This window comes from Shumkonia mesophila (assembly GCF_026163695.1).
Taxonomy (GTDB): Bacteria; Pseudomonadota; Alphaproteobacteria; order Rhodospirillales; family Shumkoniaceae; genus Shumkonia; species Shumkonia mesophila.
Window position 1 is genome coordinate 184,732 of the sequence record NZ_JAOTID010000010.1, and the last position, 15,759, is coordinate 200,490.

A 15,759-nucleotide genomic window follows, 5' to 3' on the forward strand; every position below is an offset into this window, starting at 1 on the left:
CGGGTAAAGACTCGCGGTCAGGTTTGGACATCCGGAATTGGCATGATGCGGAAGCGGAATCTGTTGATCGTTGACGACGAATTTCTGCTTCGTCAGTCCCTGGCAAGCCGGTTGGCGGATCAGGGATACCGTTGCGTCGAGGCGGAGGACGGCGAACAGGCGCTGGAACGCTTCGCCGCCTGTCCCGACATCGCGATTGTGCTGGTTGACATCCGGATGCCCCGGATGTCCGGCCTCGAACTGGTCGCCGCGCTCCGCCGGCAACGCGGCCGCGACGTCGAGGTAATCGTCATGACCGGCTACGGCGGCGTGGACGAGGCGGTGGATGCGCTGCGCCTGGGAGCCAGCGACTTCATCGTCAAGCCGTTCGCCTTCGCCGATCTTCTGGCCGCCGTCCGCAAATGCGAGGAGACCATTGCCGCGCGGGAAGGCGAACGGCAAAGCCGCGCTGAACTCGAGGAGTGGATCGCGGCCAAGTCCACGCGGGTGCGGCAACTGGTCGAGGAAATCGACGTCGCCCAGGTCGCCACGGTCGAAACCCTGGCCATCGCCGCCGAACATCGCGATGACGACACCGGCATCCACATCCGCCGCATCGGCGAATATGCCGCCGTCATCGCCGACGTTCTCGGCTGGCCGAAATCCCGCATCCACATCCTGCGGCTGGCCGCCATGCTGCACGACGTCGGCAAGATCGGGGTGCCGGATGCCATTCTTCTGAAGCCGGGGCCGCTGACGGCGGAGGAATACCGCCTCATGCAGGCGCACACCGAGATCGGCTATCGGATCACCAGCCAGTCGACCAGCGACCTGATGCGCTGCGCCGCCGAAATCGCACGCTCCCATCACGAACGATGGGACGGCAGCGGCTATCCCCGCGGTCTGGTGGGGCGGGCCATTCCGCCGGAAGCCCGCATCGTCGGCTTGTGCGACGTCTACGACGCCCTGCGCTCGGTTCGCCCCTACAAGCCCGCCCTGGATCACACGACGGCGTTCGGCATCATCGTCGAAGGGGATGGACGTACCGCTCCCGGGCACTTCGATCCCGAGATTCTCGAGGTCTTCAAGAGCCATGCGGACGTCATCGGCGGGATTTTCGCGGCATCGAACGCCGCCTGGGCGATGGAGGGTCTCGCCAGACCGGAAATGCCGTTGGTGGGTGGCGGCAATCGCGAACGAAAGGCAGGATTCATGCGATCCGACGACGCGAAAAAGCCATCCGGTCCGATATAGGGCGGGGACATGGCCGGAAAGCCACCCCCGTCGTCCCTTTGGCGTCGCCTGTGCCGCAGGCTGGGCACCCTTCGTGGCACGACGCCGGCGGCCGGAAGGGGTGGGGGCGTGCCCCGCAACGGCACCGGCGATTGCGACCGGATCGCCGAGGACCTGAAGGCCAGCGAGCGGCGTTACCGAGATCTCATCGAGGGCTCGATCCAGGGCATCCTCGTTCATCGCGACTTCAAACCGCTGTTCGTCAATCGCGCCTGCGCCGAAAGTCTGGGCTACGACACGCCAGAAGAGGTGCTGAAGCTGGGCTCGCTGAGCAAGGTGCTGCCTCCCCACGAGCGCAAGCGGGCCCGCGATTTCGCCAATGCCCGGATGCGCGGCGAAACGATGTCCTCGCGCTACGAACTGCAGGCCCTGCGCAAGGACGGCTCGCTGATCTGGATCGAACTGTGCCCCAGCGTCGTCAACTGGGACGGCAAGCCGGCCATCCAGGTCGCGCTGATCGACATCAGCGAGCGCAAGCGCGCCGAAGCCGATCTCCGGCAGGCGCAGGCCAGTCTCGAGGCGATGGTTGCCCAGCGGACGCGCGACCTCGAGGCCGAGGCCGCCGGCCGCAAGCGGGCCGAGGTGTCGCAAAAGGACAGCGAGGCGAAGTACCGAAACCTGGTCGACAACATGGAGGACGGCGTCTTTCTGATCGAGGACGGCGCCCTGGTCTTCGCCAACCGCAGCCTCGCCGGCCGGCTTGGCTACACCGTCGAGGAGATGACCGGCCGGCCGATTCCCGATTTTCTGATGCCGGACAGCCGGACGGCGACGATGGACCTTTACCGGCGGCGGGTCGCCGGCGAGGCCGTGCCATCGCGATACGAGGTCAATCTCCTGCATAGGGACGGCCGGAGCGGCGTCCCCGTCCTCCTCGCCCTGGTGCGCATCGAAGGCGCGAATGGGAAGGTGGCCGTACTCGGCACCGCCCGCGACGTCAGCGAACGCAAGCGGACCGAGGAGGCTCTGCACGAGAGCGAGGAACGCTTCAGGGCCCTGCTCGGCAACTCGCCACAGTCGCTCACCCTCAAGGATGCCGAGGGACGCTATCTACTGGTCAATCCGGAATGGGAACGCCAGCACGCCATCTCGGCGAATGCCGCCTTCGGCCGAACGTCGCAAGAGGTGTTCGGAGAGGAGACCGGCGAAAGCCTGGCCGGCCCCGAACGCGAGGTGATCGCCACCGGCGAAACGCGGACCTTCGAGGCCACCGTTCTGCTGCCCGACGGACGGCGGCGAACCCGCCTCATCACCAAGTTTCCGGTGCGCGATCAAAGCGGCGTCGTCACCCGGACCGGCACCGTCGGCATGGACATTACCGACCGCAAATGCATGGAAAGGAAGATCCTCGAAAGCGAGGAACGCTTCCGCGAATTCGCCGAATCGAGTTCGGATTGGCTGTGGGAAGACGACGCCGAATCGCGCATCACCTTCGTCTCGGACAGGATCACGGATCTGCTGGGCGTCGAGCCGGCCATGGTGGTCGGGCGGCTGCGGCAGGACTTCGCGGTGCCCGGCCAGGATCTCGTCTGGCGGGATTTCGAGAAGACGATCCGCGCCCGCCGGCCTCTCCGGGATTTCCGCTACGAGATCGCGGACCGCCATGGCCGGCACCGGTGGCTGAGCATCAGCGGCAAGCCCCGGCACTCGGCGACGGGCGAATTTCTGGGCTATCGCGGAACCGGCACCGACATCACCGAAAAGACGCTGGCGCTGCATCGTGAAGCCCAGGTGCGGGAACGTTTCCTGGCGGCCATCGAGACGGTCCCCGTTTCCGTCGCGCTGTTCGACGAGGAGGATCGGCTGGTGGTCGCCAACGAACGCTTCCGCGTCGGCCTGGCCGCCGCCAGGAAACTGCGGCCCGCCATGACCTTCGAGGAAATCCTGCGGGCGGAAATCAGGGCCGGCGTCATCGTCGAGGCGCAAGAGGACGGCGAGGGATGGCTCCGCCGGCGGCTGGAGCGTCATCGCAATCCCGCCGGCAATTTCGAGGTTCACCGGTCCAACGGATGGTTCCAGGTCCGGGAACATCGAACCGGGGACGGCTATACCCTGGTGGTCGTCCACGACATCACCGACCAGAAAAAGGCCGAGCAGGGCCTGCTCGCCGCCCGCGACGATCTGGAGGCGCGGGTCCGCGAGCGGACCCAGGCCCTGGAGCAACAGATCGTCGAACGCCAGTACGCCGAGCAGGCCCTTCAGCAGGCCAATCAGGAACTGGAGAAGCGCGTCGAGGAACGAACCCACCACCTGCTGGGCGAAATCGCCGAGCGCAAAAAACTGGAAGCCCAGTTCCTCCAGGCCCAGAAAATGGAGGCGATCGGCCAATTGGCCGGCGGAATCGCCCATGATTTCAACAACCTGCTGACGGTCATCCAGGGCAACTTGAGTTGGCTGAAGGACAAGATCCGGACCGACGACGACAAGGCCGCGCAGTTGATGAGCATGGCCCTCGAGGCAGCGCGCCGGGCCGGGGAACTGACCCACCGGATGCTGGCCTTCTCGCGCCGCCAGGATCTCCGGCCGGAACGGATCGACCTGCCGCGCATCCTGGAGAACATCGCCCCCCTTGCCGCCCACGCGCTGAGCGAATCGGTGCGCCTCGAGGTCAAGGCGAGCGGGACTCTGTGGCCGGTGACGGTCGACCCGCACCAGTTGGAAAGCGCCATCCTCAACATCGCCATCAATTCCCGCGACGCCATGCCGAACGGCGGCAGCTTTGTCCTGGCGGCTGAAAACCGGCTGGTCGACGCTTCGCAGGCCGACCGGCACGACAATGTGGCCCCCGGGGATTATGTCTGCCTGGCGATGAGCGATACGGGAATCGGCATGCCGCCCGAGGTTCTGGCCCGGGCGTTCGACCCGTTCTTCACCACCAAGGAGGTCGGCAAGGGAAGCGGGCTTGGCCTCAGCATGGTGTTCGGCTTCGTGAAGCAGTCGGAAGGGTTCGTCGAAATCGCCAGCCAACCGGGGAAGGGGACGACGGTCGAGCTTTACCTTCCGCGCTGCCGGCAGGAAACGTCGTCGCGGCCGGCAGCCACGACATCGGCCGCGGCGGCGAAGGTCCCGGCCGGCGGCCTGACCGTGCTGGTGGTCGAGGACGATCCCCTGGTGCGGGGCGTCGCCCTCGAATACCTGAAGATGGCGGGTTTCAAGCCGATCCCCGCCGACGACGGAAATTCCGCCCTTCGGGTGATGGAAAGCACCGCGCCGGTCGACCTGGTGCTTTCCGACATCATCATGCCGGGCGGGATGAGCGGCCTCGATTTGGCCGAAATCGTCCGCCGGCGATGGCCGGAAACGGCCATCGTGCTGATGTCCGGCTATTCCTACGACGAGTTCTCGCGCCGCGGCATCAATCCGGAAGCCATCGGCCTGCTGCGCAAGCCGTTCACCAAGCATGAACTCTTGCGGAAGATCGAGGACGCCATTTCGGAAGGCGCGGCCGGGAACTAGCCGGCCCCACGCAAGAGAATCAGCGGGCGGCGTAACCGCTGATTTCACACTGTGAAAGACTTTCATCCATGATGGCGTGACCGCGCCCCCCGGGACAACTTCCACATTGCGAAAAATCTTCCGTGTCCACCCGCACCAGTCCTGTCATTGAAGGTTGTAAGCGGCGGCGGAGTCCTCGCTGTTGGTTATGTAATGACCAATAACGCCGGCGGGTAAAGATGAAGAATGTGATCACTGTCGGTTTTCCCGCGATCTAAATTGGCAACTACTTGAATCACTATTGGGTTGCGCGACATATACAGAAGCCGAAATTTCCATAAGATATTTATGATTTGAAAGATAATTATAAGTTATACATTTTAATGGCACACTTATGGCACGAAAATTACCGTCAATATAATTTTCGGAAATACGTTGCCCAAAAACCGATAAATTATTAGAATTATTCCACACAACCGGGATTGAAGATTCCGATTGTTTTTTAATGTTTCCAATCCGTATAGTGTTGTTGTGGACGCGTGCGGCGACCCCCGGAAACAGGACCGCCGCCGCGCGTCCCGCAATAAAGACACAGTGAGTGGAGGTCACGTAATGAAAAACGCTTCTCGTCGTGAATTTCTGAAAACGACGACCAAGGCCGGTGTCGCCGCCGCCGCCGTCGCCACGGTCAGCATGCCCCACGTTGCGGGCGCGCAAGCCAAGACCCGTGAACTGAAGATCCAGTCGTCGTGGGCAGCCGGCACCCCCGGCTACAAGGCGTTCGAGGTATGGTGCAAGAACATGGCCGAGGTCACCAGCGGTGAAATCGACCTCAAGCCGTTCCCGGAAAGCGCCGTCGCGGGTGACGCGGTGGTGTTCGACGCCGTGCGCAATGGCGTGCTCGACGGCCAGAACATCTTCTGGACCCGTTGGCCGAGCCGCATGCCGGCCTCCGTGTTCATGACCGGCTTCCCGTTGGGCCCGGCATCGCCGGCCGTGTGGGACGTGGCGTATTATTCCCATGGCATGATCGATCTCGCCCGCGAACTGTATGCCAAGAATGGCCTCTATTTCGTCGGCAACGTCCACAGCGACGCCAACTTCCTGCATTCGAAACTGCCGGTCAAATCCCTTGCCGACTTTAAGGGCAAGAAGATGCGCTTCCCCGGCGGCATCATCGCCGAAACCTTCGCGGCCCTCGGCGTCAGCACCACCCTGCTGCCGGGCTCGGACGTCTATCCGGCGCTCGAGAAGAACATCATCGACGCGACCGACTGGGTCGGCCCCGCCGTGAACTTCGCGCAGGGCTTCCACCAGGTCACCAAGTACATCGTCATCGGCCCGAAGCAGGCTCCTTCTCTCCATCAGTCGGTCGACCCGATGGACATCGCCTTCAGCCTGCGGGTGTGGCAGTCCCTTTCGCCGAAGGTGCAGAAGATCATCGAAGCGGAAACGGCGAGATATTCGCTGGTCCACTACACCACGATGATGAAGGCTGACGGCGAATCTTGGGCGAAGTACAAGGCCGCCGGCAACGAAGTCATCTATCTGCCGGAAAGCGACCTTGAAGTCTTCAAGAAGGCAGCGATTCCGCTGTGGTTCAAGTGGGCCAACAAGGACAAGGACGCCGGCCGCGCGCTGAAGATCATCCTTGAGACGTCGCAGGACCCGGCCTTCAACCTGATCGACCCGAAGGACCTCGAGGGCTTCGAGATCAAACAGTAAAACGACCAAATAAAAAAACGCCCAATGTGAGGGCGAGTGTTGGGATGGCCAAACGTCGGCCATCCCAATCGCTATCTGACTGACCGAAAAGAAAGCGAGTTTACAAAATGAACATGAGCGGGGAATTTGACCGTATCGGATTCGTCCTGCCGCACTGGGCGTTCTGGGGCCTGATGATCGTGTTTCCGATCGTCTTCATGGTTCTGGCCCGCATGCGGGCAGCGGCCGATGCGGCTTTGAAGGCGAAAGATCAGGTCGTCCTTACCGAAGACATCGAGGACGACGCCAAGAAAGTGGCTTGGGTGCCGCCCGGCAATTGGTATACGCGGCTGGTCGATCCGTTGGCCCTGAATGTCGGGATGTTCGTGTGCCTGTGGACCGTCGTCGGCGTCTTGAACTATGTGTTCGAAGTGATCTCGCGGTATGCCTTCAACGCGCCGACCAACTGGGTCCATGAAGCTTCGTTCATGATGTTCGGCGTCATGTACACCCTGGGCGGCGCCGCCCTGTTCCTGGCCGATGGCCACGTCCGCGTCGACGTCTTCTACACCAAGTGGAGCCGTCGCGGCCGGGCCGGAGCCGATATCGTCACCTCGGTCCTGTCCGCCATTTTCCTGTTTTCCATCTTCATCACCGGCTGGCTGTTCTGGGCCCAGGGCCTCGATCAGAACCTCCTGCCGAGCTGGCTCGCCATGGGCTACAACATGGATATTTCGCAGTCGGAATGGCAGGTTGCCTATTGGCCGATAAAGTTCGCCATCCCGTTCGGCGCTTTCCTCGTCATCCTGATCCTGATCAGCCGCTTCGTGAAGGATATCCAAACCTTCCGGCACTTCTCGGAGGTGGATAATGCAAACTAATGCTGGAGTAGGCACAATGCCTTCCCGTAGCCTGTTGCCGACCACGCGCTTCGGCTGGTTCATCACCATTTCATTCGCCATTTTCGCCTTTGTCGTCGGCGTCGAGTTCCTGAACGCCCTGTTCGTCGGCTTTGGCGAAGAGCCGATCCTTTTCACCTTCCAGGGCAGCCTGGCGGGCATTCCCATCGGCTGGCTGTCGATCGCCATGTTCGGCACCCTGCTGATGGTGTTGAGCGCCGGCATGCCGCTTTCCTTCGGCACCGGCGCGCTGACCGTCATCTTCATGTACACGGTCGGCGACAAGTTCCTGATCAACATCATTCCGTCCCGCATCTTCCCGATGATGACCGACTATCAGCTGTCGGCCATTCCGCTGTTCATCTTCATGGCGGCGATGCTGGAGCGGGCCGGCTTGATCGACGAGATGTTCACCGTCGTCTACAAGTGGATGGGCGGCCTGCGCGGCGGCCTGGCGGCGGCGACGATTTTCGCCTGCACGATTCTCGCGGCCATGGTCGGCATCGTCGGCGCCGCCGTGGTGACCATGGGCATGATCGCGCTGCCTGCCATGTTGGGGCGCAAGTACGATCCCAAGCTGGCCTTGGGATCGATCATGGCCGGCGGCACGTTGGGCATCCTGATCCCACCCTCGATCCTGGCCATCATTTACGCGGTGGTGGCCCAGACCTCGGTGGGCGAGCTCTATATCGGCGCCGTCATTCCCGGGCTTCTGTTGTCCGGTCTCTACATGGCCTACTCGCTGATCCGCTGCTACATCAACCCGGCCCTCGGCCCGGCGTTGCCGAAGGAAGAGCGGCTCAGCATGAAGGAAAAGCTTCTTCTGCTGCGCGATATGATCGCGCCGATCATTCTCATCGTCCTGGTGCTCGGCCTGATCTTCACCGGCGCCGCGACCCCGGTGGAAGCGGCGGGCGTCGGCAGCTTCGGCGCCATGGTGGTGGCCGCGCTGCACCGGCGGCTGACGTTCAAGGCGGTCGGCGAAGCCTGCTTCATCTGCTTGAAGAACTCGGCCCTCGTTCTCTGGATCATGTTCGGGGCGTCGATTTTCGTCGCCTTCTACGTGCTCCAGGGCGGCGGCAAGTTCGTGGCCGACATGATCCTCGGCACCGGCCTGCCGCCCTATGGCATCCTCATGCTGATGATGGTCATCCTGATCTTCCTCGGCATGTTCCTGGACTGGGTGGGCATCGTGCTGCTCGCCGTGCCGATCTTCGTGCCGATCGTGGTCTCGCTGCCGTTCGACGGCCTGTTCGGCCTGCCCGGCGTAGAGCCGGCCAGGGTCGCGATCTGGTTCGGCGTGGTTTATCTGGTGAACATGCAGATGAGCTTCATCTCGCCACCCTATGGACCAGCCTTGTTCTACATACGAGGAGTGACGCCCAGGGAGATCCCGACCTCGGCGATCTTCTCGGCATCCTTGCCGTTCCTTTTCCTGCAGGCAGTCGGGTTGTCGATGTGCATCATCTTCCCCGAACTGACGCTCTACCTGCCGAGGCTTGCCTTCGGCAATTGACGGCCGGAGCGGGGGAGGCGAACCCGTAAGGGCTTCGCCCCTCCGAGCCTGTTGCGAACCGAAAAAAGCGCACCTCCGGCTTCCGGGGGTGCGTTTTTTTTGGGGCCGGTTGCACGCATTCTCCGGCCGCTCCCGCTTCCCGTTTCCCGGGGCGATGGTTTATCCCCTGTATCACTTCGCGCCACCGGCCCTCGCGCGCGCCGGCCTTGTGCCAAAAAGAGTGTTGATCAGGGACGAATAAGCCATATAACATCCGTTTACCGCTGGTAGGGCCAATTTCCCCCGCGAGCGGACAGGGAGCAAGGATTCCTTCAAACGGGGAATCCCTCAAAAAAAAGCGCATACGAGCCATTCGCAGACATGACCCGCTTCTCTGACTCTTATTGTGTCCGGGCCGGAACGACGCCAGAACCCGGTTCCGGCCGGTGCGCTCGTGCGTTCTGGCATCCCCTTCAGTTACGCCAACATCACAAAGGGAGGAGCATATGAAACTCCGTCACCTACTCGCGTTTGCCGGCCTGGCCGTCGCCGTCGCCTTGACGGGTACCGTCCAAGCCGCCGAGAAGCTGAAGTTCGCGCACGTCTACGAAACCAGCGAGTCCTATCACACCTGGGCCCTGTGGGCCGCCGACGAGATCAAGAAGCGCTCCGCCGGCAAGTACGAGATGGAAGTCTTCCCGGCCTCGTCGCTGGGCAAGGAGACGGACATCAACGAAGGCCTGGGGCTGGGCACGGTCGACGCCATCTGGACCGGCTTCCAGTTCGCCGGCCGCTCCTATGGCCCGATGTCGATCAGCGGGTATCCCTATGTCTACCGCTCGGTCGACCATTGGAAGAAGTTCCTGAAGAGCGACCTCTTCAAGGATCTCGCCGACGGCTACATGAAGGCCAGCGGCAACAAGGCGATCACCGCCACCTATTACGGCCAGCGTCATGTCACCTCCAAGAAGCCGGTCCGCACGCCCGCCGACATGAAGGGCGTCAAGATCCGCGTTCCCGACGCCCCGGCCTACACCGCCTTCCCGAAAGCCACCGGCGCCAATCCGACGCCGATCGCCTTCGCCGAGGTCTATCTGGCGCTGCAGCAGGGCGTCGTCGACGCGCAGGAAAACCCGCTGCCGACCATCCAGGCCAAGAAGTTCTATGAGGTTCAGAAGTACATCAACCTCACCGGCCACATCACCGACAGCCTGCTCGCCATCATCGGCGGGCCGCGGTGGCAGAAGCTGAACGATGCCGAGAAGAAGATGTTCTCGGAGGTGTTCACCGAAGCCGCTGCCGGCTGCACGGCCGACATCGAGAAGAAGGAGAAGGACCTCGTCGCCTGGTTCGAGAGCCAGGGCAACATCGTGACCAAGGACGTCGACGTTGCCGCCATGCAGAAGGCGACCGCCGCCTTCTATGACGCCAACCCGAAAGACGTGCCGTGGCCCAAGGAGGTCTGGGACCGCCTGCAGGCGATCAAGTAGTCGCGTAAACATCCACGTCTAAAGCGAACGGGGTGAAGATGTCCGAGTCAAGCCGCGACACCGCCGCCATGGTTGACGTCGAACACGAACTCGACGCGCCGATCAATTGGCGGGAAATCGGGCCCGAGGACTACGTCGTCTTCGTAATCTTTTGGATCTTGGCTCTGGACATCTTCGCCCAGTTCTTCACCCGTTACGTCCTCAACGATTCGCTGGCCTGGACCGAGGAGATCGCCCGCTATCTCCTTATCGGCGTCACCTTCGTCGGTTCCATCACGGCGGTGCGCAAGAACAGCCACATCATGGTGGAATTCCTGTTCCGCTTCATCCCGCCGCGCCTCGGAAGCCTGCTCATCTATATCGGCGACGTCGGCAAGATCGCCTTCTTCGCCTATACGTCCTGGGCCTGTTACAATCTGGCCGGGAAAACCCTCCAGATGATGGTATCCCTCGAACTGCCGAAAAGCTGGATGTACTACATGATCAGCGTTTGCCTGGCCGCCATGGCCATCCGCGCCGTGCAAGTCCTGCTCCGCCACATCCGCCAAGGCGGCAGCCAGATCAGCCTTGACCACGCGCGCCACGTCCAGAAGGGCTAGGGGGTCCCGATGTCAACGCGCCTCGGAACCAAGCTTAACGGGTTTCTTGTGGTCATCGCCGCAGCCTGCACGGTGGCGCTGGCGGTGAACGGCGACGACGTGGCCTTCCTTTTCGCGACGATGTTCCTGTTTTTGGTTACCGGAGTGCCGGTGGCGCTTGCGCTGGCCGGCTCGTCGCTGCTGTTCGTCCTGGTCACCGGCCAGGTGCCGGATCTCGTGGTCATCCATCGCATGGTCAACGGCGTCGACAGTTTCCCGCTGCTGGCCGTGCCCTTCTTCATCCTGGCCGGATCGCTGATGAACGCGGTCGGCATCACGGATCGCATCTTCGCCTTCGCCATCGCCTGCGTCGGCTGGATGCACGGCGGCCTCGGCCACGTCAACGTCGGCGCCTCGGTGATTTTCGCCGGCATGTCGGGCGCTGCCGTCGCCGATGCCGGGGGACTGGGCATCATCGAGATCAAGGCCATGCGCGATGCCGGCTACGATGCTGACTTTTCGGTCGGCGTCACCGCCGCGTCGTCAACCATCGGCCCCATCATCCCGCCCTCGCTGCCCATGGTCATCTATGGCGTGATGGCTTCGACGTCCATTGGCCAATTGTTTGCCGCCGGTTTCATTCCCGGCCTGCTGATGGCGGCGGCCCTGATGCTGATGGTGGGTTGGTTCGCCCACAAGCGCAACTATCCGCGCGACGCGGCGTTTTCGGCCAGTGTGCTGTGGCGGACCTTCAAGCGCGCCTTCATGTCGTTGATGACGCCGGTCATCATCGTCGGCGGCATCCTGACCGGCGCCTTCACGCCGACCGAAGCGGCGGCGGCGGCGGTGGCCTGGGCGCTGTTCCTCGGTCTGGTATGGTATCGCACCCTCAATTTCCGGCGCTTCGTCCGGGTGTCGTCCGAAACCATCGAAACGACGGCGATCATCATGCTGATCGTCGCCGGCGCCTCGATCTTCGCCTGGATCCTCACCAGCAACAGGGTCACCGAGCATTTCGTCAGCCTGATCACCGGCCTGACCGACAATCCGCTGCTGGTCCTGCTGATCTTCAACGTCATCCTGTTCGTCGTCGGCTTCTTCATGGAGACGATCGCCGCCATCACCATCCTGGTGCCGGTCATGCTGCCGGTCATCACGCAGGTCGGCATCGACCCCGTGCATTTCGGCGTCGTCATGGTGCTGAACCTGATGATCGGCCTGCTGACGCCGCCGGTGGGCATGGTTCTTTACGTGCTGTCCAGGGTGTCGGGCGTGTCGTTCGAACGCTGCACCCAGGCAACCTTGCCGTTCCTCATTCCGCTGGTGGCGGTATTGGGGCTGATTACCTTCATTCCCGGCTTCTCGCTCTGGCTGCCGACCCTGATTTACCGCTAGGCGGCCCTGAGCCTAGAATGGCGGGGCAGGGGGCGGCCCCTGTCCGCGGCATGACAAGGGGAGGAACGGATGTACGGCAGGAACAGGCTTCGCGAACGCCTTGAGGCGGGGGAAACCTCGGTTGGCTGCTGGATCCACATGTGCAGCCCGATCGGCGCCGAGGTGGTGGCGTTGGCCGGCTTCGACATGGTGGTGCTGGATCACGAACACGGCCCCAGCGACTTCCTGAACACCATTTCCCTCATGCAGGCGATCTCGGCGACGCCGGCCACCCCCGTCGTGCGGGTGCCCTGGAACGACGCCGTCTACATCAAGCGGGCGCTGGACATCGGGGCGCGCGGCATCGTCATTCCCAGCGTCGATAACGCCTCGCAGGCCAAGGCCGCCGTCGCCGCCTGCCGCTATCCGCCGGACGGCATCCGCGGCTCGGCCTACGGCCTGGTCCGCGCGTCCGACTACGGCTTCCAGGCCGAACGCTACGTCGCCGACCTGCCGGCCGGCCTGCTGGTGATGTGCCAGATCGAGAGCGTGACGGCGGTCGGCAATATCGAGGAGATCGCCGCCGTCGAGGGCGTCGACGTCCTGTTCGTGGGACCGGTCGACCTGTCGGCCAGCATGGGAATCATGGGCAAGACGCAAGCTCCCGAGTTCATCGAAATGCGAAGCCGCGCCGAAAAGGCCATCAAGGCCGCCGGCAAGTGGATGGGGGGATTGGCTGTGGCCGGCGATTCCGTGCCGGCCATGCGCGATCGCGGCTACGACATCGTCACCGGCGTTTCCGACATCTCGCTGCTGCGCGACGCCGCGGTGGCCCACCTGCGCGCCCTCGGCCGCTGATCCGGGCCGGGCGCCGGCCTAAGCGCAGAAAATCGCTCGTTCGCGGGCGACTTCGGCGGCGATGAAGTCGGCGACCACCGAAACGCGCCGGATGGCGCTCAGATCCTCGTGCACCACGGTCCAATAGCTGCGGGTGATGGAATAGTCCGGCAGCAGCGGTACCAGGTTGTCGTCCCGTCTGGCGATGAAGGTATGCAGGATGCCGATGCCGGCGCCGGCCCGCACCGCCTCGGTCTGGCCGATGGCGCTCGAGATCTCGATATCCGCCCGCCAGTCCTTGACCAGTTCGCGGGCGAAATTGAGGGACGAGGAAAACAGCAAGTCGTCGACGTAGCCGACCCGGACGTGCCCCTTGAGGTCGTCCAGCGAGGCCGGCGTGCCAGCCCGCTCAAGATAGCTTTTGGCGGCATAGAGGCCGAGCGTGTAGTCGGTCAGCTTGCGGGCGATCAGGCGGCCTTCCTCGGGATGGGCCAGCGCGATGGCGATGTCGGCCTCGCGCCGGGACAGCGAGAACGTCCGCGGCACCGGCACCAGCTGGATCATCAGGCCCGGGTAGCGGGCCTTGAGCCGACCCAGGCGCGGCGCCAGAAAGGCGACGCCGAAACCGTCGGGCGCCCCCACCCGGACCGCGCCTTCGATGGCCAGGTCGGTGTGACCGATGTCGGCGTAAGCGGCCAGCATCGCCGATTCCACCCGTTCGGCATAGGCCAGCAGCCGCTCGCCCTCCTCGGTCAGGTCGCAGCCGTTCGGCCGGCGGGCGAACAGTTTGACCTGCAAGGCCTTTTCAAAGGCGCCGAGCCGCCTGGCCACCGTCGCGTGGTTCAGCCGGAGGTGCCGGGCGGCGCCCAGGATCTGGCCGGTCCGCGCGATGGCCAGGAAAATGCGGATATTGTCCCAGTCCATGGTTGCTCTACAATTTTTGCACAACGGATGGCGATTTGATCCTATTGATCATTCTTTATTGTAACGCGATCATACGGGCAGAGAAAGGCGGAGACTCGCATTCGGATGAGTCGGTCGCCATGTGTTTTTTGCCGGGAAAAGAATGAGGATTCAAGCCATGGACGCGCCGACGATCAACAAGCCGAAGAAGACCGAGATCGGCATTTCGAAGCTGCGCAATTACGTGAATGGCGAATGGGTGACGCCGAAGGACTGCAAGTGGCGGGAAATCGAGAATCCCTCGACGGGCGAGATGATCGCCGAGTTCCCGCTGACCTCCTCGGCCGACGCCTACGCGGCGATCGCCGCGGCGAAGGCGGCCTTCCCGGCCTGGGCGGCGACGCCGGCGGATCGCCGGACGGCGCCGATGTTCCGGTTGCGCGACCTGATCGTCGCCAACACGGAAAAGATCGCCCGCGTGCTCGTCGAGGAGATGGGCAAGTCGCTGCCCGACGCGCGGGCCGAACTGAAGCGCGCCCAGGAGAACATCGAAGTGGCCTGCGGCATGCCCGTTTTGCAGCAGGGCGACAAGATGATCGGCGCCTCGTACGGCATCGACGGCGAGGTGATAAAGCTGCCGATGGGCGTCTTCGGCATGATTTCGCCGTTCAACTTCCCGGCGATGATTCCCTTCTGGTTCATGCCCTACGCGGTGGCCGCCGGCAACACCTACGTGATCAAGCCGTCGAGTCAGGTCCCCTGCACCATGCAGATCATCGGCGAGTACATTCACGCCGCCGGCTTCCCGAAGGGGGTGATCAACATCGTCAACGGCAGCCACGACGTGTCGGACGCCCTGATCGAGAGCCCCGACGTCGTCGGCATCTCGCTGGTCGGCTCGACCCGCTTCTGCAAGGAATTGGCGGTGCGCTGCGCCGGGAAGGGCAAGCGCTTCCAGGCCATGGGCAGCGCCAAGAACCATCTGGTGGTGATGCCCGACGCCAAGGTCGACGACGTCATCCGCAACATGATCACCTCGGGCTACGGCTGCGCCGGCCAGCGCTGCATGGCCTCCTCGGTCATCGTCTGCGTCGGCGATGACATGTACAAGACCGTCTGCGACAAGTTCGTCGCCGCCTCGAAGGAGGTCGTCACCTGCGATCCGCTCGACCCCAAGGTGGCCGGCGAGGGCATGGTGATGGGGCCGGTCATCTCGAAGAAGGCCAAGGACTTCATCCTTCAGATGATCGAGACCGGCGTCAAGGAAGGGGCCACGCTGGCCCTGGACGGACGCAACCTCAAGGTTCCCGGCCGCGAGAACGGGCACTTCATCGGCACCACGGTGTTCACCGACGTCAAGCCCGGCATGGAGATCCACAAGATCGAGATCTTCGGCCCGGTGCAGTGCATCATGAAGGTGAACAGCCTGGACGAGGCCATCAAGATCATCAACGAGCACGAGTACGGCAACGGCGCCTCGATCTATACGCAGAACGGTTGGTACGCCCGGCGCTTCAAGCTGGAAGTCACCTGCGGCATGATCGGCGTCAACGTCGGCATCCCGGCGCCGGTCGCCTTCCTGCCGTTCGGCGGCCTCAAGGCCTCGCAGTTCGCCGACATCAAGGCGCAGGGCAAGGCCGTCATCGACTTCTTCACCGAGGACAAGATCATCACCGAACGGTATTGGCCCGAAAACTAGAGCGTTATCCGATCACTCGCGGTCATATCCGGCAGCGGCGAAGTAGTTTTCGCATTCAGTCGGCGTGAATGTA

General features: G+C 63.2%; 11 protein-coding genes. 10 read left to right on the forward strand and 1 reads right to left on the reverse strand.

The features are described from left to right. The first annotated feature begins 42 nt into the window (after window positions 1-42). The 9 genes from ODR01_RS16810 (at window position 43) to ODR01_RS16850 (ending at window position 13,105) form a co-directional block, all read left to right on the forward strand. Window positions 43-1,233, forward strand: a complete 1,191-nt coding sequence (locus ODR01_RS16810; RefSeq protein WP_316978843.1) for an HD domain-containing phosphohydrolase — start codon at window positions 43-45, stop codon at window positions 1,231-1,233. A 108-nt stretch (window positions 1,234-1,341) separates the two neighbouring features. Then, window positions 1,342-4,728 carry a PAS domain S-box protein gene (locus ODR01_RS16815; protein ID WP_316978844.1) on the forward strand — a complete coding sequence of 1,129 codons (3,387 nt, stop codon included), beginning with the start codon at window positions 1,342-1,344 and terminating at the stop codon, window positions 4,726-4,728. A 591-nt stretch (window positions 4,729-5,319) separates the two neighbouring features. Next, window positions 5,320-6,432 (forward strand): TRAP transporter substrate-binding protein DctP, encoded by a 1,113-nt coding sequence (gene dctP, locus ODR01_RS16820; protein ID WP_316978845.1) that lies wholly within the window; start codon window positions 5,320-5,322, stop codon window positions 6,430-6,432. 113 nt (window positions 6,433-6,545) lie between these two features. Beyond that, window positions 6,546-7,292, forward strand: coding sequence for a TRAP transporter small permease subunit (locus ODR01_RS16825; RefSeq protein ID WP_316978846.1), 747 nt, complete (start codon window positions 6,546-6,548; stop codon window positions 7,290-7,292). Window positions 7,293-7,308: 16 nt separating this feature from the next. Continuing rightward, the gene (locus ODR01_RS16830; RefSeq protein ID WP_316978847.1) at window positions 7,309-8,826 is read left to right on the forward strand and encodes a TRAP transporter large permease; all 1,518 of its coding nucleotides are present in this window, start codon (window positions 7,309-7,311) and stop codon (window positions 8,824-8,826) included. A gap of 485 nt (window positions 8,827-9,311) precedes the next feature. Continuing rightward, window positions 9,312-10,295, forward strand: a complete 984-nt coding sequence (locus ODR01_RS16835; RefSeq protein ID WP_316978848.1) for a sialic acid TRAP transporter substrate-binding protein SiaP — start codon at window positions 9,312-9,314, stop codon at window positions 10,293-10,295. 38 nt (window positions 10,296-10,333) lie between these two features. After that, window positions 10,334-10,894, forward strand: coding sequence for a TRAP transporter small permease (locus ODR01_RS16840; RefSeq protein ID WP_316978849.1), 561 nt, complete (start codon window positions 10,334-10,336; stop codon window positions 10,892-10,894). Between the two features lie 9 nt (window positions 10,895-10,903). Then, the gene (locus ODR01_RS16845) at window positions 10,904-12,268 is read left to right on the forward strand and encodes a TRAP transporter large permease (RefSeq protein WP_316978850.1); all 1,365 of its coding nucleotides are present in this window, start codon (window positions 10,904-10,906) and stop codon (window positions 12,266-12,268) included. A gap of 69 nt (window positions 12,269-12,337) precedes the next feature. Then, window positions 12,338-13,105, forward strand: a complete 768-nt coding sequence (locus ODR01_RS16850; protein ID WP_316978851.1) for an HpcH/HpaI aldolase family protein — start codon at window positions 12,338-12,340, stop codon at window positions 13,103-13,105. An 18-nt stretch (window positions 13,106-13,123) separates the two neighbouring features. Here the strand turns inward: ODR01_RS16850 and ODR01_RS16855 are convergent, their stop codons facing one another. After that, window positions 13,124-14,008: a LysR family transcriptional regulator gene (locus ODR01_RS16855; RefSeq protein ID WP_316978852.1), complete on the reverse strand. Its 885-nt coding sequence runs from the start codon at window positions 14,006-14,008 to the stop codon at window positions 13,124-13,126. Between the two features lie 157 nt (window positions 14,009-14,165). Between ODR01_RS16855 and mmsA the strand changes: the two genes are divergently transcribed. Continuing rightward, complete coding sequence (mmsA, locus tag ODR01_RS16860) at window positions 14,166-15,686, forward strand: CoA-acylating methylmalonate-semialdehyde dehydrogenase (protein ID WP_316978853.1); 1,521 nt, start codon at window positions 14,166-14,168, stop codon at window positions 15,684-15,686. Window positions 15,687-15,759 lie beyond the last annotated feature (73 nt).

Bases quoted from the DNA above. Each gene is read 5' to 3' on its own strand.
- ODR01_RS16810 (WP_316978843.1), top strand. From the start codon at position 43: ATGATGCGGAAGCGGAATCTGTTGATCGTTGACGACGAATTTCTGCTT.
- dctP (WP_316978845.1), top strand. From the start codon at position 5,320: ATGAAAAACGCTTCTCGTCGTGAATTTCTGAAAACGACGACCAAGGCC.
- ODR01_RS16825 (WP_316978846.1), top strand. From the start codon at position 6,546: ATGAGCGGGGAATTTGACCGTATCGGATTCGTCCTGCCGCACTGGGCG.
- ODR01_RS16830 (WP_316978847.1), top strand. From the start codon at position 7,309: ATGCCTTCCCGTAGCCTGTTGCCGACCACGCGCTTCGGCTGGTTCATC.
- ODR01_RS16835 (WP_316978848.1), top strand. From the start codon at position 9,312: ATGAAACTCCGTCACCTACTCGCGTTTGCCGGCCTGGCCGTCGCCGTC.
- ODR01_RS16840 (WP_316978849.1), top strand. From the start codon at position 10,334: ATGTCCGAGTCAAGCCGCGACACCGCCGCCATGGTTGACGTCGAACAC.
- ODR01_RS16845 (WP_316978850.1), top strand. From the start codon at position 10,904: ATGTCAACGCGCCTCGGAACCAAGCTTAACGGGTTTCTTGTGGTCATC.
- ODR01_RS16850 (WP_316978851.1), top strand. From the start codon at position 12,338: ATGTACGGCAGGAACAGGCTTCGCGAACGCCTTGAGGCGGGGGAAACC.
- ODR01_RS16855 (WP_316978852.1), bottom strand. From the start codon at position 14,008: ATGGACTGGGACAATATCCGCATTTTCCTGGCCATCGCGCGGACCGGC.
- mmsA (WP_316978853.1), top strand. From the start codon at position 14,166: ATGGACGCGCCGACGATCAACAAGCCGAAGAAGACCGAGATCGGCATT.